Source organism: Nonomuraea sp. JJY05 (genome assembly GCF_043496855.1).
GTDB lineage: Bacteria > Actinomycetota > Actinomycetes > Streptosporangiales > Streptosporangiaceae > Nonomuraea.
This window is the reverse complement of sequence record NZ_JBIEIS010000015.1, coordinates 46,567-67,101: the sequence shown is the minus strand read 5'-3', so window position 1 is coordinate 67,101 and position 20,535 is coordinate 46,567. Positions and strand designations below refer to the sequence as shown.

At 70.8% G+C, this 20,535-nt stretch carries 23 protein-coding genes; 16 read left to right on the top strand and 7 right to left on the bottom strand.

All coding sequences use genetic code 11. From position 1 onward, the window contains the following. The first annotated feature begins 76 nt into the window (after positions 1–76). On the top strand, positions 77–595 hold the full coding sequence (locus ACFKCF_RS24570; RefSeq protein WP_394497017.1) for a PadR family transcriptional regulator: 519 nt from the start codon (positions 77–79) through the stop codon (positions 593–595). 167 nt (positions 596–762) lie between these two features. Here the strand turns inward: ACFKCF_RS24570 and ACFKCF_RS24565 are convergent, their stop codons facing one another. Then, entirely contained in the window at positions 763–3,048 is a 2,286-nt protein-coding gene (locus tag ACFKCF_RS24565) for a polysaccharide lyase 8 family protein (RefSeq protein ID WP_394497015.1), read from the bottom strand. A 167-nt stretch (positions 3,049–3,215) separates the two neighbouring features. Between ACFKCF_RS24565 and ACFKCF_RS24560 the strand changes: the two genes are divergently transcribed. Next, on the top strand, positions 3,216–3,863 hold the full coding sequence (locus ACFKCF_RS24560) for a DUF6461 domain-containing protein (protein WP_394497013.1): 648 nt from the start codon (positions 3,216–3,218) through the stop codon (positions 3,861–3,863). A gap of 211 nt (positions 3,864–4,074) precedes the next feature. On the opposite strand, the gene ACFKCF_RS24555 is transcribed toward ACFKCF_RS24560, so the two are convergent. After that, a complete protein-coding gene (locus tag ACFKCF_RS24555; RefSeq protein WP_394497012.1) occupies positions 4,075–4,902 on the bottom strand; it encodes an SAM-dependent methyltransferase in 828 nt (275 codons plus the stop codon). 393 nt (positions 4,903–5,295) lie between these two features. On the opposite strand from ACFKCF_RS24555, the gene ACFKCF_RS24550 reads away from it, so the two are divergent. From ACFKCF_RS24550 to ACFKCF_RS24525, 6 genes are all read left to right on the top strand, one after another. Then, the gene (locus tag ACFKCF_RS24550) at positions 5,296–6,162 is read left to right on the top strand and encodes an amino acid ABC transporter permease (RefSeq protein WP_394497010.1); all 867 of its coding nucleotides are present in this window, start codon (positions 5,296–5,298) and stop codon (positions 6,160–6,162) included. Positions 6,163–6,167: 5 nt separating this feature from the next. Further along, positions 6,168–6,920: an amino acid ABC transporter ATP-binding protein gene (locus ACFKCF_RS24545; protein WP_394497008.1), complete on the top strand. Its 753-nt coding sequence runs from the start codon at positions 6,168–6,170 to the stop codon at positions 6,918–6,920. Positions 6,921–6,939: 19 nt separating this feature from the next. After that, positions 6,940–7,917 (top strand): ABC transporter substrate-binding protein, encoded by a 978-nt coding sequence (locus ACFKCF_RS24540; protein WP_394497007.1) that lies wholly within the window; start codon positions 6,940–6,942, stop codon positions 7,915–7,917. Beyond that, positions 7,914–8,390 carry a GNAT family N-acetyltransferase gene (locus ACFKCF_RS24535; protein ID WP_394497005.1) on the top strand — a complete coding sequence of 159 codons (477 nt, stop codon included), beginning with the start codon at positions 7,914–7,916 and terminating at the stop codon, positions 8,388–8,390. The genes ACFKCF_RS24540 and ACFKCF_RS24535 overlap by 4 nt, the downstream gene beginning before the upstream one ends. 87 nt (positions 8,391–8,477) lie before the next feature. Continuing rightward, positions 8,478–8,639 (top strand): hypothetical protein, encoded by a 162-nt coding sequence (locus ACFKCF_RS24530; protein ID WP_394497003.1) that lies wholly within the window; start codon positions 8,478–8,480, stop codon positions 8,637–8,639. 67 nt (positions 8,640–8,706) lie between these two features. Beyond that, on the top strand, positions 8,707–9,606 hold the full coding sequence (locus tag ACFKCF_RS24525; protein ID WP_394497002.1) for a hypothetical protein: 900 nt from the start codon (positions 8,707–8,709) through the stop codon (positions 9,604–9,606). On the opposite strand, the gene ACFKCF_RS24520 is transcribed toward ACFKCF_RS24525, so the two are convergent. Next, on the bottom strand, positions 9,607–10,536 hold the full coding sequence (locus ACFKCF_RS24520; protein WP_394497316.1) for a sulfotransferase family protein: 930 nt from the start codon (positions 10,534–10,536) through the stop codon (positions 9,607–9,609). It lies immediately after the preceding gene. A 90-nt stretch (positions 10,537–10,626) separates the two neighbouring features. Between ACFKCF_RS24520 and ACFKCF_RS24515 the strand changes: the two genes are divergently transcribed. Both ACFKCF_RS24515 and ACFKCF_RS24510 read left to right on the top strand, forming a co-directional pair. After that, positions 10,627–11,538, top strand: coding sequence for a glutathione S-transferase C-terminal domain-containing protein (locus ACFKCF_RS24515; protein WP_394497000.1), 912 nt, complete (start codon positions 10,627–10,629; stop codon positions 11,536–11,538). Positions 11,539–11,617: 79 nt separating this feature from the next. After that, the gene (locus tag ACFKCF_RS24510; RefSeq protein ID WP_394496999.1) at positions 11,618–12,151 is read left to right on the top strand and encodes an OsmC family protein; all 534 of its coding nucleotides are present in this window, start codon (positions 11,618–11,620) and stop codon (positions 12,149–12,151) included. Between the two features lie 220 nt (positions 12,152–12,371). Here ACFKCF_RS24510 and ACFKCF_RS24505 read toward each other — a convergent pair whose 3' ends face one another. The 4 genes from ACFKCF_RS24505 to ACFKCF_RS24490 form a co-directional block, all read right to left on the bottom strand. After that, entirely contained in the window at positions 12,372–12,965 is a 594-nt protein-coding gene (locus ACFKCF_RS24505) for a CGNR zinc finger domain-containing protein (protein ID WP_394496997.1), read from the bottom strand. Positions 12,966–13,017: 52 nt separating this feature from the next. Then, positions 13,018–13,164 (bottom strand): hypothetical protein, encoded by a 147-nt coding sequence (locus ACFKCF_RS24500; RefSeq protein WP_394496995.1) that lies wholly within the window; start codon positions 13,162–13,164, stop codon positions 13,018–13,020. Further along, entirely contained in the window at positions 13,148–13,582 is a 435-nt protein-coding gene (locus ACFKCF_RS24495) for a hypothetical protein (protein ID WP_394496992.1), read from the bottom strand. Before ACFKCF_RS24495 ends, ACFKCF_RS24500 begins: the two co-directional genes overlap by 17 nt. 211 nt (positions 13,583–13,793) lie before the next feature. Next, positions 13,794–14,033, bottom strand: coding sequence for a hypothetical protein (locus ACFKCF_RS24490; protein WP_394496990.1), 240 nt, complete (start codon positions 14,031–14,033; stop codon positions 13,794–13,796). Between the two features lie 217 nt (positions 14,034–14,250). On the opposite strand from ACFKCF_RS24490, the gene ACFKCF_RS24485 reads away from it, so the two are divergent. From ACFKCF_RS24485 to ACFKCF_RS24460, 6 genes are all read left to right on the top strand, one after another. Beyond that, positions 14,251–15,342, top strand: coding sequence for a cytochrome P450 (locus ACFKCF_RS24485; RefSeq protein WP_394496987.1), 1,092 nt, complete (start codon positions 14,251–14,253; stop codon positions 15,340–15,342). A gap of 11 nt (positions 15,343–15,353) precedes the next feature. Then, positions 15,354–15,734: a VOC family protein gene (locus tag ACFKCF_RS24480; protein WP_394496986.1), complete on the top strand. Its 381-nt coding sequence runs from the start codon at positions 15,354–15,356 to the stop codon at positions 15,732–15,734. A gap of 324 nt (positions 15,735–16,058) precedes the next feature. After that, positions 16,059–17,357 carry an extracellular solute-binding protein gene (locus tag ACFKCF_RS24475; RefSeq protein ID WP_394496984.1) on the top strand — a complete coding sequence of 433 codons (1,299 nt, stop codon included), beginning with the start codon at positions 16,059–16,061 and terminating at the stop codon, positions 17,355–17,357. A 7-nt stretch (positions 17,358–17,364) separates the two neighbouring features. Next, entirely contained in the window at positions 17,365–18,267 is a 903-nt protein-coding gene (locus ACFKCF_RS24470) for a carbohydrate ABC transporter permease (protein ID WP_394496982.1), read from the top strand. Beyond that, positions 18,264–19,145 (top strand): carbohydrate ABC transporter permease, encoded by an 882-nt coding sequence (locus ACFKCF_RS24465; protein ID WP_394496979.1) that lies wholly within the window; start codon positions 18,264–18,266, stop codon positions 19,143–19,145. The genes ACFKCF_RS24470 and ACFKCF_RS24465 overlap by 4 nt, the downstream gene beginning before the upstream one ends. A gap of 18 nt (positions 19,146–19,163) precedes the next feature. Continuing rightward, on the top strand, positions 19,164–20,531 hold the full coding sequence (locus ACFKCF_RS24460; protein WP_394496978.1) for a carboxylesterase family protein: 1,368 nt from the start codon (positions 19,164–19,166) through the stop codon (positions 20,529–20,531). The last annotated feature ends 4 nt before the right edge of the window (positions 20,532–20,535 follow it).

Genomic DNA, 20,535 nt, shown 5'->3' with positions numbered 1-20,535 from the left:
TCCGCAACCGTGGCTAGTCAATGTGAGACTACTTGGCGACCTCCTGACGTCCGCGACGGGCCCTACCCTTGGGCGTGTGGATTATCGCGCGTTGTCGCTCACCGAGTGGGTCGTGCTCGCGCTCGTGGCGGAGGGGCCCACGTACGGCTTCGCCGTCGCGCGGCTCACCGCTCCCACCGGTGCCGTCGGCGCGATCTGGCAGGTGCCGCGGCCTCGGGTCTACCGCGCGCTCGATCGGCTCGCCGACCTGTCTCTGATCGAGCCGTGCAGCAAGGAGCGGGGGCAGGGCGGTCCGCAGCGTACGGTTTTCACGACCACGGCGGCCGGGACGTCGGCCGTGGGCGGGTGGCTGATGTGCCCGGTCGAGCACATCCGCGACATCCGCACCGAGTTCCTGATCAAGTTCGCCCTGCTCCAGCGATCCGGCGCGGACCCGCGCACGCTGCTGGACGCGCAGGCGGCGCGCATCGAGCCGATCATCATCAGCCTGCGCAGGCAGCGGGACCAGGCGCATGGCTTCGACCACGTCGTGGCCGCCTGGCGGTACGAGACGGCCGAGGCGGCGCTGCGCCTGATGCAGACGGCCCGCCACTGACCCGGGACCGCCGTCGGGCGGGACGGCGCGTGATGGGATGATTTCGGGTGATGACCCCCTGCGGAGGACGACCGAGCCCCGGCCACGGGCGATGCTCTCGCCCAGTCAGGCCCTGATCAGCGGCCTGACCTGGTCGTCGAGGTGCGGCTTCGAGCGCCTCGGTGGTCTCAGAGGTGCACCACCGCGGTGTGGGCGTGCCCGCGGCTCCCGCCGACTTCCACCTTGATCGCCTTCTTGGACTTGCGCACGCTGCGGTCGCTGCCCTTGACCGATTTCACCGGCCAGGGCAGCGTGATCTTCACCTCGTCGGCGGTCCTGGACGGGTCGGAGACCGCGAGCCGTACCTGCTTGTGGTCGCGGCGGATCACCAGCGTGCACGGGCCGTCTGCGGCGAGCGGGCCGTCCGCGGTCTCGACGGTCCCCGCGCGCCAGAAGACGGCGGCGAGCACGTCGTCGCGGGAAATGGCCTGCACCGTACGGGAGTTGGCGAGGATCTTGATCTGCCGGCCGTACGCCGCGGTCTGGGCGACGGAGGCGTCGGGCAGCACGGCATAGGCGTAGCGCGCCCTGCGCGGATCGACGCCGTGGTCGACCAGGATGGTCGTGTAGTGCCTGGTGACGGGGGTCTTGTCGCCTCCGGTGGTGGCACCCTTGTCGATGTCGCGCCAGCGGCCGGTGCGCTCCTTGCGGATCACCTTCGCCTTGCCGTCGAGCAGCGCGTAGCCGGCCACACCGCACAGGTGGAACCAGCCGTCGCCCCGGGTCAGCGGCGGGTGGGAGTCGTGGGTGTTGCGGTTCTCCACGATGGTCTCGATGCGTCGGCCGTCGGAGGCGGTGATGCCGGCGCCGAGGGCGATCACCGCGTCGTCGAGGAGGAACCACGCCTTCTTGGCCCGCAGCGAGGAGCCGTCGGCGATCAGCTTCATGGCTGCCACGCCGTACTCGCCGTCGAGCGCCACGCCGCCCGCCCACGGGGTGGGCGGCAGGCGGCGCTTGCCGTGCGAGAGATCGGCGCGTCTGCGGCGGTCGACCGTCGTGCCCGGCAGCCGGTACGGGTCGATCGTGGGCCACAGGTCATCGTTCCAGTGGGTGAGGTCGCCGGTGTAGAGGTAGGTCATGCCGTCGCCGGTGTACCAGCCGTGCAGGTTCTCCCGGTTCATGGCCTCGGCGGCGCCGATGCGCTCCGAGCTCATCGCGATCGCGTAGGCCCAGGTGGGACGGCGGTGCACGACGCGGTCCATGTCGGCGAAGACGTACGTGCCCGTCATGCGCGGGCCGACCGGCACCGACGGGTCCGCCAGCAGGGCCTTGGCCCCCGCGATGCTGGGCAGCGGCGCGAGCGTGTCGTACGGAATGGCCTGGTTGCGGGTGAGCCAGCCCTTCACCATCGGCCGCCAGCGCTGGGCATAGCGTTCGGGCGCCGCCTCCAGCAGGGTGAGGACGGCCTCGACCGCCTTCTGCCCCGAGTGGTAATCGCGGTGTCCCTGCACCGAGATCTGCCGGCCGCGTACGCAGTCCATCATCAGCCCGTCGAAGATGAACGGCGCGAACGAGCGATCCACGATCTCGTAGACGTTCCCGATCCCGGCGATCTCCCACGGCGACCTCGCGAGCATGGCGATCAGCTTGGCCACGCTGTCCAGGTAGTCGACGCCGTAGCTGCCGGTGTAGGGGTACACGTCGTGCTGGATGAACGACCCGTCGCGGTAGAAGCCGTCGCCCGGGCCCCTGGTCCGCCGCAGCAGGTCGGAGACCGCGTCCCTGGCCCGCTTGACCAGCCGTGCGTCGTGGGTGAGCAGCCCGCGCATCGCCACCGCCATGGCTTTGCCCGCCCGGTTGGCGCCGGTCTCGACGACGCCGGGGTGGCTGACGCGGCGCTCCGGGTCGGGGCACCAGCGGCGTAACGGGCGCAGCCAGCGCTCGATGCGGTCCTTGGGCAGGCCGTCGTACATCAGGGCGCAGGTGTCGGTCAGCGCGCGAGGGACGCCGATCTCCCACCAGTACCAGTTGCTGCCCTGCCGGTCGAGCCCCTCGCGGTAGGCGTGCTCGTACAGGAAGTCCAGCGCGCTGACCGCGGTCTCGGCGACCTGCGCGTTCCCGTGCATGGCGGTGCCCGGCGTGGCCCAGCCCAGCGCCAGCGTGCGCATGCGGTTGTAGGCGCGGTTGAAGTTGCCCGTCCGCGGGTCCCCGAGCGGCAGGTCGGGCCACAGGCTCGGGCCGCCGGGGACGGGCTTCAGCTTGCGCAGCACCGCGTTGGCCGAGCCTTCGACCGCCTGCGTCTTGTCGGCGTAGGTGGAGTCGTACGATCCGCCGGCCAGCAAACTCACCCATCGCTCGCGCGCGGCGTCGAACGCGGCGGCGCCGACCGCCTCGGCCGGTCTCTCCCACACGGCGAGGCCGGTCAAGGCCGCGGCGCCCAGCAGGGCGGACCGCCGACTGAGGGGGTGGGTCATGGAGGCCTTCCGACAATCGGGCGAATACCAGCTGAAACGATCATATGTCCCCAGGTGGGTGGATCATTCCGCCGCTGCCACGGTGAGCCGGCTCCGCTCGGGCCAGATCATACGACGACGCTGCCGACCCCGGCGGATTGTCGGTACGGCCTGCCACCATGGCCCGCATGAAGGCAACCGATCCCTTGGCCCCGTTCGAGTGGCTCAACGTGGCCGAGAGCCAGGGCAGCCCACTGGGCGTGATCTTCAGCGTGGCCTTCTTCCGCGGGCTCGACCCGGCGGAGGTGGTACGGCGCTTCAGCCGCGGTGAGGATTCCGGCGAGGAGTCGGACTTCGACGGACTCGACGACAGAGCCTACGAGTTTCTCGAACAGACCGATGGCGGGGACGGCGGCGGCTACGTGGGCGTCCTCCCGGACGGCGAGTGGTGCGTGGCCATCGAGCCCTACGGCTGGATAGCCACGCTCCACGAGGTGGTGACGGAGCTGTCACGAGGGTGCGAGGTGCTGGCGGTCACCCGGCACGACTACGCCGCCGAGCACAGCTTCGAGTACGCGATCGACGGCACGGTCGTCACCGGCTATCCGCTGCGGCACCCGCACCGGCGCTACGGTTGCGACCCCGACCGGCTCAACGGCTTCATGCGGGAGCTCGGCATGGGGCTGGACGAGCCGGCGGACGACGCCGCGTGGGAGGACAACTACGACTCCGCGGTGCCCAGGGGCTTCGCCCTGGCGGCGAAGGTCACCGGGGTGCCGTTCACGCCGGACCTGCTCGGCCGCCCGATGCTCGTGGGGCCCATCGCGGAGAGATGAACGGTCAGGTGGGCGATCGGACCGCCGACGACCACTTCCGCGACGGGAGACCACGACGCTCGGGTCTGCGCCGCGAACTGCTGAAACGGCGGGCCGGCACGGGCGCCCGGTCCCAGGCCGGCACGGGCGCCCGTTCCAGGCTGGGACCGGGCGCCCGGTTTCGCGCAGGCGGCCGGGCTGATGGTCACCCTGCCGGCCCGCGAGGCGTCCATCACATGCCGGCGTTCAGGCTCTCTTCCGCGATCGTCGTCCGACGGCGGTACAGGGGCCGCTTGACATACGTGACCGGGACCGAGGAGATGGGCTCGTCGAGCGTGGCGTCCGGTCGGCGGCGGGCGACCGCACGCACATAGCCGAGGTGGCTTCCGCCGTCAGCGGTCAGGGCGTCGATCTCCACCTGGTTGTCCGGTGCGATCGCCCGCTGCCATTCCAGCCAGTGTTTCCACCCGTCGGTCATGGTGTCGGCCACGTCCACGTGCGCGACCCCGCTGCGATCCCAATGGCGGCGCCACCACTGGGCCGAGTGCAGGCTGGCCATGCTCGGCTCCCACCATGCCGCCAGGTGCTCGGGCGCCGGGCCGTCGATCTCCTGGGCCAGGCCGGCGCCGGCGATGCCGATCTGCCCGCCTGGCCGGACGAACCTGGCCAGATAGTTGAGATACAGATCGTCGGTGCCGTAGTAGACGTACGAGTCGATGCTGACGACGGCGTCGAAGAAACCCGCGGCGAACGGCAGGGACCGTGCGTCGGCGTGAATGGGGAACACCGCGTGCTCGACGCCGGCGTCGCGGATGCGTTCCATGCGTTCGTCGGGGCTGAACCACAGGTCGGTGGCCCACACCTGGACCTCGAACTCGCGGTGCAGGAAGATCGATGAGGCGCCGCGCCCGCAACCCAGATCCAGCACCCGCATGCCGGGGCCCAGCGACATCGCCTCGGTGAGCCATTCGGTCAGCCACAGCGAATTGGCCCCGCCGCTGACGCTGGAGCGGATCCAGTCCGGGTGGTAGCGCGAGGTCCGTGGGAACCGTGCTGACATCAACGGGTCGATCGGCATCGTCGGGTTTTCTCCTGTGTAGGTCTGCGGGTGGGCAGGTCGCGGTGGGAGGGTAGCGGAACGTGACCCCGTGTTCCCGCGGGAAACGCCGACCGATGAGTAAAGTCTGCGGCCGGCGAGGCTGATCGCGGGTTACCGGGCTGGGCGAGCGCGCGGCATTAATCATGTATATCCAGTAGGAAATGTTGACTTTGAGCGATCTGGCTCGTAGCTTCGTGGGTATGAGCCAGGCCGCGTACCTGACCCGGCGCCCGCACGTGGACCACGGCCACGTCGCCAGCGCGCAGTGTCGCTGATCACGAGATCTCATCCATCACCCCTTTTTTCCTCCCCTCTCCAGAGGAGTGATTTCGTGATCGAAAGTGGAGGCGGCTCGTGACGCTGCCCGAGGTGCAGGAGGCACCCCGTCAGGACGCGGAGCGGCCCTTGGAGGTGGTCACGGCCCGGCACCCGCTGCGGTGGCTGGCCGGGGCCGGCGTACTCGTCATCCTCGCCATGGTCGTCAGCGCCCTGATCACCAACCCCGCGTGGGAGTGGCCCATCGTCGGGCAGTACCTGTTCGCGCCGTCGGTGGTGCGCTCGGTGCTGCTCACGCTGGAGCTGACCGCGCTGGGCATCGTGTTCGGGTTCGTGCTGGGCACGGTGCTTGCGCTGATGCGGCTCTCGCCCAACCGGCTGCTGTCGTCGGTGGCCTGGGCGTACGTGTGGCTGTTCCGGTCGGTGCCGCTCATCCTGCAACTGCTGTTCTGGTACAACCTCGCGCTGCTCTACCCCAGGCTGTCGGTGGGCGTGCCGTTCGGGCCGGCGTTCTTCGACTTCGGCACGATGGACCTGATCGGGCCGCTGGCCGCGGCGGCGCTCGGGCTGGCGCTGCACCAGGCCGCGTACGCCGCCGAGATCGTCCGCGGCGGCCTGCTGTCGGTGGAGCACGGGCAGCGGGAGGCGGCGGCCGCCCTGGGGCTGCCGCCCGCGCGGCGGCTCTTCAGGATCATCCTGCCGCAGGCCATGCGGACCATCGTGCCCACCGCGGGCAACGAGATCATCGGCCTGGTCAAGGGCACCTCGGTCGTCTACATCATGGCGCTGCCCGAGCTGTTCTACCAGGTGCAGGTGATCTACAACCGCAACGGCAGGGTCATGGCGCTGCTGCTGGTCGCGGCCATCTGGTACCTCATCCTGACCACCGCCCTGTCGATCGTGCAGTACTACGTGGAGCGGCATTACGGCAGGGGGCGCGGGTGAGCGCCATGGTGGAGTTACGAGAGGTGCACAAGAGCTTCGGCGCCCTGCACGTGCTGCGCGGAGTGGACCTCGATGTCCGCCATGGGCAGGTCCTGGTGATCCTGGGTCCCTCGGGGTCGGGGAAGTCCACGCTCCTGCGGACGATCAACCATCTGGAGAAGGTGGACCGTGGCTCGGTCCGCGTCGACGGGCAGCTGCTCGGCTACCGGCAGGCCGGCGACCGGCTGCACGAGCTGCCGGAACGCGAGGTGCTGCGGCAGCGCACCCAGATCGGGTTCGTCTTCCAGTCGTTCAACCTGTTCCCGCACCTCACCGTCAGGCAGAACCTCATGGAGGCGCCTCTGTCGGCCCAGCGCCGGCCGCGGGCCGAGGTGGCGCCGCTGGCCGAGCGGCTGCTGGTCCGGGTGGGGCTGGGGGACAAGGCCGACGCCTACCCGCGCACGCTGTCGGGAGGGCAGCAGCAGCGGGTCGCCATCGCCAGGGCGCTCGCGCTGGAGCCCAAGCTGCTGCTGTTCGACGAGCCGACCTCGGCGCTGGACCCCGAACTGGTGGGCGAGGTGCTGGACGTCATCAAGGACCTCGCCCGCGGCGGCACCACGATGATCGTGGTCACGCACGAGATCGGGTTCGCCCGGGAAGTGGCCGACACCGTGGCTTTCATGGACGCCGGCCGCATCGTCGAGCTCGGACCGCCCGCACAGCTCCTGGACGCCCCCGCCCACGACCGCACCCGCACCTTCCTCAGCAAGGTTCTCTGACCCCCAAGGACACCAAGACATGCGCGCTTCGCTCGCGCGGGCCCTCGCCGTGCCCGCGCTCCTCCTCCTGACCGTCGCCTGCGGCGCCGAGCCTGCCGTCACCGCCCCGTCGGCCACCACCGCCCCCGTGGTGGCGGGCAAGAAGATCAACCTCAGCCCGGACCAGAACCGGGTACGGGCCGACAAGGTGAGCGCGATCGCGGCCCAGGTGCCCAAGGACATCGCCGCCGACGGCAAGCTCGCGGTGGGCTTCAGCGGCCAGGGCGCGGCGCCTCTGGTGTTCCGCGCCGACGACGACAGCACCCTGATCGGCGTGGAGACCGACCTCGCCCAGCTCGTGGCCGACGTGCTGGGCCTGGAGATCTCCCCGCGGATCAGCTCGTGGGAGAACCTGTTCCTCGCCGCCAAGTCCGGCAAGGACGAGGTGGTCTTCAACAACGTCACGGTCACCGAGGAGCGCAAGGACACCTACGACTTCGCGACGTACCGGGTCGACCAGCTCGGCTGGCAGGTCCCCGGCAACAGCCCGATCAAGCAGATCGCCAAGCCCGCCGACATCGCCGGGCTGCGCGTTTCGGTCGGGTCCGGCACGAACCAGGAGAAGATCCTGCTCGATTGGGACAAGCAGAACAAGGCCGCCGGGCTGAAACCGGTCGAGATCCTCTACTACGAGAAGTACAGCGACGTGTTACTGGGGCTCAAGTCCGGCCGCGTCCAGGCCTACTTCGGCCCGAACCCCACGATCGCCTACAACATCGCCATCAGCGGCGGGTCCAGGATCGTCGGCACCTTCTCCGGCGCGGGTCCGGACCTGCAAGGACTCATCGCGGCCATGACCAAGAAGGACAACGGCCTGGTCAAGCCGCTCAACGAGGCGCTCAACACCGTGATCGAGAACGGCAGGTACAAGGAGGTGCTCGACCGGTGGGGGCTGGGCAACGAGGCGATCCCCGAGTCGCAGATCAACCCGCCCGGCCTGCCGCGGCAGGAGTCGTGAGCGAGCTCACCGCGCAGGTGCGGCTCGTCCCCATGTCGGACCCGGCCGCCGCGCCGCTGCTGGCCGGGCTGCACCTGGAGTACACCTCCAGGTACGGCCCCAACGACGAGCTGGCGAGGTATCCGGAAGCCGAGTTCGCGCCGCCGTACGGCGCGTTCCTGATCGTGGTGTCCGGCGGCGAGACCGTGGCCGGGGGCGCGTTCCGCCGCTACGACGCGGCGACCGCCGAGCTCAAGCGCGTGTGGACGCACCCGCGCCACCGCGGCGAAGGGCTCGGCCGCCTCGTCGTGCGCGAGCTGGAGCGCGAGGCGCTCCGCCGCGGGTACCGCCGGATCTACCTGACCACCGGGCCGCGCCAGCCCGAGGCCGTGCGCCTCTATCTGGCCACCGGCTACGACCCGCAGTTCGACGTGGCCGACCGCCCCGCGCAGGGCCCGCTCGCCTTCGTCAAGGAGCTGGCCTTTCACACGTGAAAGGCCACGCCGTATGCCTGCTGAAAATTCCGGTAAAGCGAGTAGGAAAAATTGACTACCCGCGCCGTGAGATCGTACATTACCGGCATGATTGAGGACCGCGACGCGGCCGTCCGCACGGACCTCCCTGGGGACGTGCACTGGTACGACCTCCCGGACGACGAGGCCGAGCTCGACCAGGAGCAGCCCTCCGCGCCGCGGCGACCCTGGTGGCGGTGGCCGGCACCACCCGCGGCCGACGGCGGCTGAAAAGGAAACGTTCAAAGTAAGGTCATCGTCCGTGCCCAGCCCCGAGCCGTCGCCCAGTCTCGCGACCATGTCGATCGACGAGAACGCCGCCCTGCTCCCCGACCCCGATCGCGCCGTGGTCGCGGTCGAGCCGCCGGCCGCGGGGGAGGGGCACTGGGCGGGCGCGCCCAGCGCGGTGGCCGCGGACGGGCTGATCTACCTCGCCTACCGGCTTCGCCGCCCGGTCGGGCAGGGGCGTGGGTACGCCGTCGTGGTCGCCCGCTCGGCGGACGGTGAGCGCTTCGAGACGCTGACCACCGTCACCCGTGAGCAGATGGACGCCGAGTCCCTGGAGCGCCCCTCGCTGGTACGCCTGCCGGACGGGCGCTGGCGGCTGTACCTGAGCTGCGCCACCACCGGCACCAAGCACTGGCGGGTGGAGGTGCTGGAGGCGGCCGACCCGGCGGCGTTCGACGCGCGCTCGCGCGTCACCGTCCTGCCGGGCGATCCGAAGACCGGGGTCAAGGACACGGTGATCGTACGGCGCGACGGCGTCTGGCACCTGTGGGCCTCCTGCCACCCGCTCGCCGACCCCGGCGAGGCCGACCAGATGGTCACGGACTACGCCACCAGCGACGACGGCCTGGAGTGGACCTGGCACGGCACGGCGCTGAGCGGCCGGCCCGGTCTGTGGGACGCGCGCGGCGTCCGGATCAGCGCGGTGCGTTTCGACGGCGACCGGGTGGTGGCCTTCTACGACGGGCGGGCGAGCGCGGCGGAGAACTACGAGGAGCGTACGGGCATCGCCGCCGGCGCGGACCCGGCCGTGCTGACCGCGCTGGGCGAGGCGCCCGCGGCCGAGTCGCCGCATCGCGGCCGGGGCCTGCGTTACCTGGAGTTCGTGGACCTGCCCGGCGGCGGGGTCCGGCTGTACTACGAGTTCACCCGCGCGGACGGCGCCCACGAGTTGCGTACCGAACTGCGGTGATCAGGACCGGCGGCCGTTACGTGACTGCCGCTGGCCCGGTGGCCGGGCGCCGACCAGCCCGCCGGAGCGCTCGCGGGGGCGCAGCCAGTCGCCGAAGTCCTCGCCGGTGACGCGCTGTAACAGCCGGATGTCGTCGGCGAAGTGGGGGATGAGCAGCCGGCGCTGCTCCCAGGACAGGGGGCGCCGGGCCGGGCCGCGGCGCTGGAGCGGGGCCTCGACCGGCTCGGTCAGGGCGGCGGGCAGGCGCCGGCGCAGCGTGGACAGCATGAGGTGCCGGGCCCCCGCGACCGGGTGCGCCGTCACGTTCTCCCGGGGAACCTCGGTGAGCACCCCTTGGCGTACGCCGAGGAAGGCGCAGATCCGATCCAGCGTGGCCGCGGGCCGGTCGACCAGGTCCCGGTAACGGAAGATCAGCACCTGGTCGCGGGGGACCAGGCCGAACAGGTGCTCCAGCTGTTCGCCGTACCGGCCCAGCCCGACGTAGTGCCAGAAGTGCCCCCACCCGTCGGCGACCCGCCGCTGCTCGGCCTCGCACGCGCGCACCAGGTCACCGATCGGCTTCAGCCCGGCCGACCACAGATGCGTCCAGTTGGAGTGGGCCCGCTCGACCGGGTCGCGCAGCGTCACGATGAGCCTGACACCGGGGACGGCGGCGTGGATGCGCCGCTGGGCGGCCAGGTCGTAGAGATAGAAGGGCGTGGACTCACCGGTCAGGGCGCCCGGGGGCGCCCCGGCGAACAGCGCCTCGTAGTCCGCGCGCCGCCAGACGTGCTCCTGGTAGGTCGCGGCGTCGCCGGGACCGCCTCTGGCGGGCGGCGGGCCGTCGCTCAGGAAGAACTTCGGCTCCTTGACGGCGGACAGATAGAGCTGCGGATGCTGCTGCAGCGCGCTGTGCAAGGCCGTCGTCCCCGCTTTGGGCACACCGGCGATCAGGAAATCAGGCAGGGATATAGCCCTATTTTCCTACCAGAAGTATGGGATAATCAAGACCGCCCCAATTCTTGAAACCCCGGAGGGCCCGTGTCCATCACCACCCAGACGCCGGTCTACGCGAGTCCCGTCGACCACACCGCGTACGGTCATTACGGCCCCGGCCGCCTGCACCTCTCGCCGGACTGGAACCGCCCGATCTATCCCTTCCAGGGGCGTGTCACCGCCGACGGCTCCAGCGGATTCCGCGCCGAGCCCGGCCGCTACCACCTCTACGTCGCCTGGGTCTGCCCGTACGCCCACCGCGCCGCCATAGTCCGCAAGCTCAAGGGCCTGGAGGACGTGGTCTCGCTGTCATACGTCGACGACGAGCGCGACGGCCGCGGCTGGGCGTTCAGGGAGCGCCGCGGCCACGACCCCGTCAACGGCTTCGCCCTGCTGGAGCAGGCATACGAGGCCACCGAGCACGGCTACGGCGGCCACATCTCGGTCCCGGTGCTCTGGGACCGGCGGACGGACGGGATCGTCAGCAACAACTTCCCGGACATCACCATCGACCTGGCCACCCAGTTCGAGCAGTGGGCCGACACCTCCGTCGACCTCTATCCGGACCCGCTCCGGCCGGAGATCAACAAACTCAACGGCTGGATCTACTACGACATCAACGCCGGCGTCTCCCGCGTGGCCCACGCCACCACCGGGGAAGACCGCGAGAACGAGCGCCACCGCGTCGTCGCGGCCCTGGAACGGCTGGACGAGCGCCTGGCCGGGCAGCGTTTCCTGACCGGCGACACGATCACCGAGGCGGACGTGCGGCTGTGGGTGACGCTGGCCAGGTTCGACTCCGAGTGCAACCGCGACGACCTCATCAGCGAGCGGACGCTGGCCGACTTCGAGCACCTGTGGCCGTACGCCCGCGACCTCTACCAGCGGCCGGCCTTCAGGGAGACGACCGAGGGGCTGCCCGCCGCCTGGGACACGCCGCACGGGCGAGGCCGATGACGCCCGAGCAGATCCACCTGGCGACCCGGCCGACACCCCGCCCGACCCCGTGACCCGCACTGACCGGACGAGAAAGACCATGAGCACCCTACGCGAGTATCTGTCACACAAACGCGCGGCCCTGCTGGCCCGCCGGGAGGCGCCCGCAGCCGGGCCGGTCCCGCTCCATGCCCACGTCACCGCCGAGGGCCGCAGCGGGATCCGGCGCATCAGGATCAGGGACTTCCAGATCATCAGCGACAGCGGTCCCGGCTTCGCCGGCTACGACCTCGGCCCTACCTCGCCCGAGCTGCAGGCGGGCGTTCTGGGCAGCTGCGTCACGCACATCTTCCTGATCAAGGCGGCCGAGCTGGCGGTGCCCATCGACGCGCTGGAGGTGGACGTCCAGGCCGAGTACGACCCCAGAGCCCAGCAGCCGGGCGACGGCGGCATTCCCGTGCACCCGCACAACTTCGCCTATGAGGTGCTGATCGACTCGCCCGCCTCGGACGAGGAGCTGGCGAACCTGCATGCCGAGGTCGAGAGGGTGTGCCCCATTCTCAACCTGATCCGCAACCCGCAGCCGGTCAGCGGAACGGTGGTCCGGACCCGAGCCGGGGCACCGCTGGCCTGAGGGACAGGGACAGGGGGCGGCAGGCGCCGGCGTGCATGGCTTGCGGCCCTCCAGCGCCGGGGCCGCCGGCCGAGCTCGGGGCCCAGCCTGGTGGCGAGGTCGGGCGCGAACATCACCCGCGCCGGTCCCTGCGGCCCCCGGACAGCACGTCCACCGTGGCCAGGTCTTCGGCGAGCCGCAGCGGATTCTCCCAGCGCAGAGGGATGCTCGTACCGGGCGTTCAGGGGTTGCGGCGGGAGTCCCGGTTGCGTGAACGGTAGCCGGCGATCTTCGCGAGGTTCCCGCAGCGTTCCATGGAGCACCAGCGCCGTCGTCGCGCCTGCGAATCGTCGAGGAACAGCAGCGAACAGTCGTCGTTCTCGCACTCCTTGACCCGGTCCATGAGCGGGCCGCCGACCAGCAGCACCGCGTCGCGGGAGATGGTCGCCAGCACCGCGGAGGCGACGTCGCCCGTCTGTGTGCGCACAACCGTGCCGCTGGGCGCGAGCTGGGGTGCGAGATCCGGGCGCGCGGCGGCCCGGTTGATCTCGGCGAGGTCGGCCGGGTCAGGGCTCCGGCCGTTCCTCGCGCAGGCCAGGAGCCGGTAGAGCGCCTCGCGCAGCGTCCGGGCCGCGGCCAGCGCCTCCAGCGAGACCATCGGCTCCTCGGGCTGCAGCCCGGCCTCGACGATCCAGCGGCCGAAGGCGGCGGGGTCGGGCAGCCGCTCGACGGGCACCGAGTGGCGTTTGCCGAGCGTGGCGACGAAGTCGAGGCAGGGGCGTCCGCCGATGAACGGGAACGCCCGCAGGGTGTCGTCCGCGTCAGGCATGGTCATGCGTCGATCGTACCGCTTGACACTGGTTCAGATGGTGTCAGCGGGAGGCGCGTCAGTCCACCTCGGGGTCGGAGGCGGCCTGCCGTACGGCGGCCGCCACGCTCTCGCGCAGGGCGGAGAAGTCCGGATGGGGTACGGGTCGGGCGCGTGCCGCCGCGGCCGTCCGCGCCGGGGCGAGCGCCTCACCCCGCGAAGGCATCGCGCAGGCCCTTGGTGGCCGAGCCCTTCTGGGACGCCGACAGCGCGGGGACGGCCGGCAGCTTGTTCTGCGCCTTGAGGAACTCGGCGGCGCTGTGCAGGTTCTCGGCGAGCGCGCCGGGCCGCTCCGGCGTGCCGAGGTAGCCGGGAGCGGCCTGCTCCTTGCCGTCCAGCGGGATCAGCTCGTCGATCTGCTCGGCCGCCTGCGCCGGGTTGAGGTTGAGCTGGTGACCGACGGCCGCGGCTGCCGCCGCCTTGTCCGCGCGTACCAGCTTGACCGCCCGGTCCTGCTGCTGCAGCCAGGTCCGCAGCGCATTCGGGTATGTCGTGGCGAACTGGGTGCGAACGACGGCCAGGTCGGCGGTTTGCCCTTGGCGGCCAGCTCCTCGCTGGTCGCGAGCACCTTGCCGGTCTTGCACAGCTCGCCGAGCACCGGCGTCCAGACGTAGGCGGCGTCGATGTCGCCGCGCGTCCAGGCGGCCTGGCGGGCCACGAGCGCCTCGTTCTCGCCGATGACGTCGAAGATCCACGGCACCTGGTAGGGGATGTTCAGCGGCGCGGACAGGCCGCGGGTGACCGGGCTGCTGCCGGCCAGGCCGATGTCGATGCTCCCGGCGACCATCGCGGTGTTCACGTCACCGCCGGAGTCGAACTTGACCCAGCTGACCTTGGTGTTGGGCAGCGCGCCTGCTCCAGCCATCGCTGGTCCTTGACGATCAGGTCGCCGTTCGGGATGAGCTGGTAGCCGATGCGCAGCTCCTTGGGGCTCCCGTCGGCGTTGGGCGCGGCTGCGGGGGCGGCGCCGGTGCCGCTGGAGCGCGCGGCCAGCGTCAGAGAGAGGACCAGCGCGGGGACGAGGCGGTGTTCCATGGCCGATGCCCAGCGCGATGCCGTACAGGCTGCCCAGGGCGATGCGGCGCAGGCTGGCCAGCAGGTGCTCCGACAGCAGGTAGCCGCTGTAGCCGCGCTGCCCGTCGTGCACCGAGGAGGTCAGGAAGAGCTGCCATAGTCCCGGCCACGCGGTCCGCGCCGCCGGCGGCCGAGGCGCGACGGTTTCGCCGGTGATAGTCCGGGCAGGGCCGATCCCATGTTCGTCCGGGGTGACACGCTGTTCTTGCTGTTCGAGGGCTACGGTTGGTTGCCCGCCCTGCGGCGGCGCGCGTCCGGCCAGGTCGTGCACACGAGGTTGATGGGGCGACGGGCCGTGGGCCTGTGCGGACCGGAGACGGCGCGGTTCTTCTATGACGAAGACCACGTCCGCCGGCATGCGGCCGTGCCCGAGCCCGTCAAGAGCACGTTGCTGGGGCACGGGGCCGTGCACACCCTGGACGCTGACCGCCACCGGGTACGCAAGGCGATGTTCATGTCGCTGTTGACCGGCGCGGGTGTCCCCTCTCTGGTGACGCATGCCACCGAATGCTGGGACGAGGCGGTCGACGCGTGGGCCCGAAGCCGGCAGGTACGCGGCGGCGCCGTGACGGTGGCGAAGGGCTCGGCCCTCGATGTGGTCTCGGGTCACCGTGACGCCGACGGCAAGCTGCTCGACCCGCGGGTGGCGGCGGTGGAGGTGCTCAACGTCATCCGCCCGGCTGTGGCCGTGTGCTGGTTCGTGACGTTCGCGGCCCATGCGCTGCACCGCGGGCCCGAGCACCGTGCCGCGTTGCGGAGCGGCGATCCGGCCTTCGCCGAAGCGTTCGCGTACGAGGTCCGCCGCTTCTATCCGTTCGCGTACGAGGTCCGCCGCTTCTATCCGTTCGCGCCCTTCGTCGCGGGCAGGGCGGTCCGCGAGCTGTCGTGGGCGGGGGAGCGCATTCCCGCCGGCTGTCTGGTGCTGCTGGACGTCTACGGGCAGAACCACGATCCCGGGCTGTGGGAAGAGCCCTACGCCTTCGACCCCGGCCGGTTCGCCGGCCGCCGGATCGGCGCCTTCGACCTGACCCCGCAGGGTGGCGGGGATCCGGCAGGCGGCCACCGGTGCCCGGGAGAAGACCTCACGATCGCGCTGCTGCAGACATTGGCGGTACGGCTCGCCCGGCTGGAGTACGACGTGCCGCGACAGGACCTGTCCATCTCCCTGCGGCGCATCCCCGCCCGCCCGGCGAGCGGTTTCGTGATGGCCGTCCCCGATTCTGCGATCACGCGACAGCATGCCGGTGCCGGTACGGCACCCAAATCCTAGGAGGGGCTACTGTGACGAGCCGGTTCGCGCAATGGACGCTCGACGTGCACGACACCCGGAAGATGGCGGCGTTCTGGTCGGCGGCACTGGGCTACGAGATCGAGCACGACGGCGAGGCGCCGCACCTTTGGCCTCCCGAGGACGCGCCGCCGGGATCGCTCACGGTCTGGCTGCAGCCGACCGACGATCCCAAGCGCGCCAAGAACCGCAACCACCCGGACCTGCACGTGCCCGATGGCGGCGACGTGGAGGCCGAGGTGGAGCGGCTGGTCGGGTTGGGCGCCCGGCGGGTGGACGTCGGTCAGAGCGGCGACGAGGGCTTCGTCGTGCTGGCCGATCCTGAGGGCAACGAGTTCTGCGTGCTGTACCGGCGCCATCCCCGTGGAGCCTGACCGTTCTGCTCGGCGCCCTCGGTGGCGAGCCGTCGGCCGTCACTCGATGTGATCTCGGCGCTCGTCGCTGATCGTCCTTCATGCGGCACCCCCGGATCGACCAGGGCGGCGAGCGAAGGGCGGCTGCCACCGAGCGTGATCAACCTATTTTGCTACAAGTTCCGAAATTGTTCCGTGACGGGCTCGCTGCACAGCCGAAACACGCCATACCTACCGTCCTTAACAGCTGCATAGGCGCCATCCGGCCCCTCTGATCAAAAAAGCTACTTTCGCCGGAAATCCCCCCGCACTGCGATCAGCGCCTTCGTGTGACAGGAGCCCAGAGTGTCCAACCTCTCCCGACGCGGTGCCCTACGGCTGACCGCCGGCATAGCTCTCAGCTGCACCCTCTCCCTGGCAGGCTGCGGTCGCAGTGACGGCACTGCCGCGACAGGCACCGCCAAGCCCGTCGACCAGTCCCCGGCCACCGGCACCATCAATGTCTGGGCCGCCCAGGGCGATGCCGACGTGCTCGAGAAGGTCATCCAGCCCTTCAAGGCCGCGAACCCGGACGTCACCGTGAAGTTCACGCTGATCCCCAACGCCGAGTACTACACCAAGCTCCAGTCGGCGATCGCGGCGGGCAAGGGGCCCGATGTCGCCCAGTTCTTCCCCGAGTCGCAGGCGCAGTTCCTCGATCCGTCGATCCTCCAGCCCGTTCCGGACGGCCTCGTCGACCCGGGCGGTTTCTTCAAGAGCCTCTGGGACGCGGGCGTGGTCAAGAACGTCGCCTACACGGTGCCCTGGTACGCCTACACCTACGCGCTCGTCTACCGCTCCGACCTGGCGGAGAAGGCGGGCGTCAAGGCGCCGGCCACGTGGGAGGGCATGGTGCCGTTCCTCAAGGCCCTCCAGGGCGCCGGCGCCGGGCGCGGCCTCGGAGCCGACATCGGGTGGGACATCTTCAACGGCCAGGACGTCGCCATGTACGCCTGGCAGGCGGGCGGCTCGCTGCTCTCCTCCGACGGCAAGTGGACGCTCGACACCCCGGCGATGGTCGACGCGCTCAAGTACAACGCGTCGTTCTTCACCTCGGGCGTCGCCGACACCAGCGGGCCCACGTTCCTGGACTCGCAGCCGTACTTCGTCGACGGCAAGACCGCCTGCATGATCACGGGCCCGTGGGTCATCGGGCAGCTCGACACCGCCGCGAAGAAGGCCGGCTGGACGGCGTCCCACGTCGCGACCGCGCCGCTGCCGGCCGGGCCGTCGGGCAGCGGCTCCTTCTCCGCGGGCGGCAGCTGGGGCGTGCTCGCCACCAGCGGGAACGCGAGCGCGGCGTGGAAGCTCGTCCGGTACATCTCGCAGCCGGGCACCCAGGTCGCGCAGTACAAGGCGTACAGCTCGCTGCCGGCCGTCATGTCCGCCTGGGAGGACCCGGCCATCAAGGGCCAGCCGCTCCTGGACGCGTTCCTGACCCAGCTGAAGAACACCCGGGCGTTCCCGCAGGTGAGCACGTGGCAGCAGGTCGCGACCCGGCTGGGCAAGGAGATGGAAGCGGTGGCCAAGGGCAAGGGCAGCGCCGAGAAGGCCGCCGCGAGCGCCCAGGCGTACGCCCAGAGCCTCGGCACGGGTACGCGGTGATTCCCGCATGACCACCACCGCCGTCCCGAAAGCACCGCGGGGCTCCCGCCGCACAGGTGTCGCCTGGCTGTTCCTCGCACCGTTCGCCCTCGTGTTCCTGCTCTACACGGCCATCCCCGCCGTCGCCGCGCTCGGGTTCAGCCTCACCGACCTGCGGGGTACGGATCTGCGCAATCCGTTCGCCGTCGACTTCGCCGGCCTGGACAACTATCTCCGCCTTTTCCAGGACGAAAGCTTTCTGCGGGACATCCTCAACACCGCGCTCTTCGTGGTGGTCGGCGTGCCGCTGACCATGGGGATCGGATTCGCGCTGGCCTTCGCGCTCAACACCGGCATCAGGCGGCTGCGCGGCATGTTCCGCGTCGTCTTCTTCGCGCCGGTCGTCACCAACATCGTCGCGGTCGCGCTGATCTGGCAGTACGCCTTCAACGCCGACGGCACCGTCAACAAGGTGCTCGGCGCCGTCGGCTTCGCCGGACCCAACTGGCTGGACGACCCCAACCTGGCCATGCCCGTGGTCATCCTGCTCGGCGTCTGGCGCAACTTCGGCACCGCGATGGTGCTGTTCCTCGCGGGTCTGCAGGCGGTTCCGCAGGACGTGTACGAGGCCGCCGCCCTCGACGGGGCCGGCCGGTGGCGGCAGCTGAGGCACATCACCCTGCCGCTGCTGCTGCCCACCACGCTCATGGTGTCGGTGCTGCTGACCGTCTTCTACCTCCAGGTGTTCGACGAGCCGTACCTGCTGACGAACGGCGGCCCGCTGGGCTCCACGGAGTCGGTGGCGCTGTACACCTACCACCAGTTCGGGTCCGGGGCGCTCGGGACGTCCTCGGCCGCGTCCTTCGTGATGCTCGTCCTGGTGATGCTGGTGAGCGTCGTCCAGTTCCGGCTGCTGAGGCCCCGCGCATGAGCACCGTCGCCACGGTGCGGGACACCGAAATGATCAGCGCCCGGGTCGCCGTGCGCCGCCGGTCCATCACTCGACCCCTGCTGTACGGCGCGCTGGCGCTGTGCGCGCTGCTCACCATGCTTCCGTTCGTCTGGGTGATCAGCGGTTCGCTGCGCGGCCTCGACGAGATCCGCTCCGACCCCGGCGCCTGGCTTCCGCACCAGGTCACCCTCGGCAATTTCAGCCGGCTGTTCGCCACCGAGGGCTTCGGCGGGTACCTGGCCAACAGCATCGTGGTCGCGATCATCGTCGTGGCCGGCAACATCGTGGCGGCCTCGGCCGCCGGCTACGCGCTCGCCAAGCTCGACTTCGCGGGCAAGCGGCTCGCCTTCGGCGCCGTCATGGCGGCGATGATGGTGCCGTTCACCGCGGTGTTCGTCACGCAGTTCGTGATCACTGTCGACATGGGCCTGGCGGACACCCTCGCCGGCATCGCGCTGCCCGGCGTGGCGATGCCGATGTCGGTCTTCATCATGCGGCAGTACGCGATGTCGATCCCCGGCGAACTGCTCGAAGCGGCCCGCATCGACGGCGCCGGCGAGTTCCGGATCTTCTTCCGGATCTTCCTGCCGCTGGCCGGCCCCGCTGTCGCGACGATCACGATCATGTCGTTCCTCGCCTCGTGGAACAACTTCATCTGGCCGCTCATCGTCGCTCAGAGCATGTCGAGTTACACGCTCCCGGTCGGCCTCGCCGCCACCAGTCAGGCCGCGTCGCACGTCACCGACTACGGGCTGCTCCTCGCGGGTGCGATCGTCGTGATGCTTCCCGTGCTGGTGCTCTTCCTGTTCCTGCAGCGCTACTTCGTCCAGGGCGTCGCCGGAACGGGGATGCGGTGAGCCGTGTTGGATGATCGGATGGACTCATTCGATGCGCCCGGCGAGCCGGTCACGGTTCACGCTCCCGCGGGCACGATCATCGGCCGCCGCGCCGGCCGGGTACGGCGCTTCCTCGGCATCCCCTACGCCGAAGCACCCATCGGCGAGCGGCGGTTCGCCCCGCCGGTCCCGCGCGGCCGGCTCCCGGAGCCGTTCGACGCCTCCCGGCACGGCGCCACTTCGCAGCGCGTGCCGCTGTTCGCCACGACGACCATCCCGGAGCCGTCGATACCGGGCGACGACGTGCTGAACCTCGGCATCGTAGCCCCGGCAGCCGACGACGACCGCGGGCCCTTCCCCGTCATGGTGTGGATCCACGGCGGAGGTTTCCTGGCCGGGAGCCCCGCCAGCCCGTGGTACGACGGCCGCGCCTTCGCCCGTGACGGCATCGTCTGCGTCACCGTCGGCTACCGGCTGGGTGTCGACGGATTCGCCCCGCTGGACGGCGTTCTCCCGAACCTCGGGCTGCGCGACCTGCTGCTCGCCCTGGACTGGGTGCAGGAGAACATCGCCGCTTTCGGCGGCGATCCCGGCCGGGTCACCGTCGCCGGCCAGTCGGCCGGGGGCGCCGCGGTGCTCGCGCTGCTCTCCTCACCCGCGGGCGGCGGCCGCTTCCACCGCGCGGCCGGCCTGTCCGGCGGCATCTTCGGCGCGGGCACGGACGCCGCCCGCGACCTCCTCGAACGGCTCGGGCGCAGGCTCGGCGTGCCGCCGACGAGCACCGGATTCGGCGGCCGTACCGTGGAGCAGATCCAGCAGGCGGTCATCGACCTGCGGGACGAGGGCGGCGGCGGGGTCGTGCTCGCGCCGTGCGTCGGCGACGACCTCCTGCCGGTGCCCATCGCCGACGGGCTCACCACCCATGGGCGCGACGTGCCCGTGCTGCTCGGCGCGACGGGCGACGAGTTCGACGGCAGTGTAGAGCCGGAGGTGAGAGCCGCCGCCCGCGCGGCGGGCACCCGCTTGACGGACACCCTGTTCCGCTCGTGCTGTACGCGCGTGGCAACCGCCCGCCGCCAGGCCGTCGCCGGCACCTGGCTGTACTCCTTCGAATGGCCGTCCCCCGTGCTCGGCGGGGCCGCGCACTGCGCCGACCTCCCGTTCTTCTTCGACGTGCTCGACGCGCCCGGCGTCGCCGAGGCGCTCGGGCCGAACCCGCCCGCCGAACTGGCCAGGCTGATGCATGCCGATCTGGCCGGATTCGTACGCGGCCAGGACCCGGCCTGGGCGCGGGCGACCGGCGCGCTCGGCGATCCGGCGCGCGAATACGGCCGGCCCGGAGCGGCCCTCGCGGCCGACACCACCGGTGTGTTCGACCCCGTGGTACGGGCGGTGCGGGAATGCTGATGCC

Bases quoted from the DNA above. Each gene is read 5' to 3' on its own strand.
- ACFKCF_RS24565 (WP_394497015.1), bottom strand. From the start codon at position 3,048: ATGACCCACCCCCTCAGTCGGCGGTCCGCCCTGCTGGGCGCCGCGGCC.
- ACFKCF_RS24560 (WP_394497013.1), top strand. From the start codon at position 3,216: ATGAAGGCAACCGATCCCTTGGCCCCGTTCGAGTGGCTCAACGTGGCC.
- ACFKCF_RS24555 (WP_394497012.1), bottom strand. From the start codon at position 4,902: ATGTCAGCACGGTTCCCACGGACCTCGCGCTACCACCCGGACTGGATC.
- ACFKCF_RS24545 (WP_394497008.1), top strand. From the start codon at position 6,168: ATGGTGGAGTTACGAGAGGTGCACAAGAGCTTCGGCGCCCTGCACGTG.
- ACFKCF_RS24540 (WP_394497007.1), top strand. From the start codon at position 6,940: ATGCGCGCTTCGCTCGCGCGGGCCCTCGCCGTGCCCGCGCTCCTCCTC.
- ACFKCF_RS24530 (WP_394497003.1), top strand. From the start codon at position 8,478: ATGATTGAGGACCGCGACGCGGCCGTCCGCACGGACCTCCCTGGGGAC.
- ACFKCF_RS24525 (WP_394497002.1), top strand. From the start codon at position 8,707: ATGTCGATCGACGAGAACGCCGCCCTGCTCCCCGACCCCGATCGCGCC.
- ACFKCF_RS24510 (WP_394496999.1), top strand. From the start codon at position 11,618: ATGAGCACCCTACGCGAGTATCTGTCACACAAACGCGCGGCCCTGCTG.
- ACFKCF_RS24505 (WP_394496997.1), bottom strand. From the start codon at position 12,965: ATGACCATGCCTGACGCGGACGACACCCTGCGGGCGTTCCCGTTCATC.
- ACFKCF_RS24500 (WP_394496995.1), bottom strand. From the start codon at position 13,164: ATGCCTTCGCGGGGTGAGGCGCTCGCCCCGGCGCGGACGGCCGCGGCG.
- ACFKCF_RS24490 (WP_394496990.1), bottom strand. From the start codon at position 14,033: ATGGAACACCGCCTCGTCCCCGCGCTGGTCCTCTCTCTGACGCTGGCC.
- ACFKCF_RS24485 (WP_394496987.1), top strand. From the start codon at position 14,251: ATGTTCGTCCGGGGTGACACGCTGTTCTTGCTGTTCGAGGGCTACGGT.
- ACFKCF_RS24470 (WP_394496982.1), top strand. From the start codon at position 17,365: ATGACCACCACCGCCGTCCCGAAAGCACCGCGGGGCTCCCGCCGCACA.
- ACFKCF_RS24465 (WP_394496979.1), top strand. From the start codon at position 18,264: ATGAGCACCGTCGCCACGGTGCGGGACACCGAAATGATCAGCGCCCGG.
- ACFKCF_RS24460 (WP_394496978.1), top strand. From the start codon at position 19,164: ATGGACTCATTCGATGCGCCCGGCGAGCCGGTCACGGTTCACGCTCCC.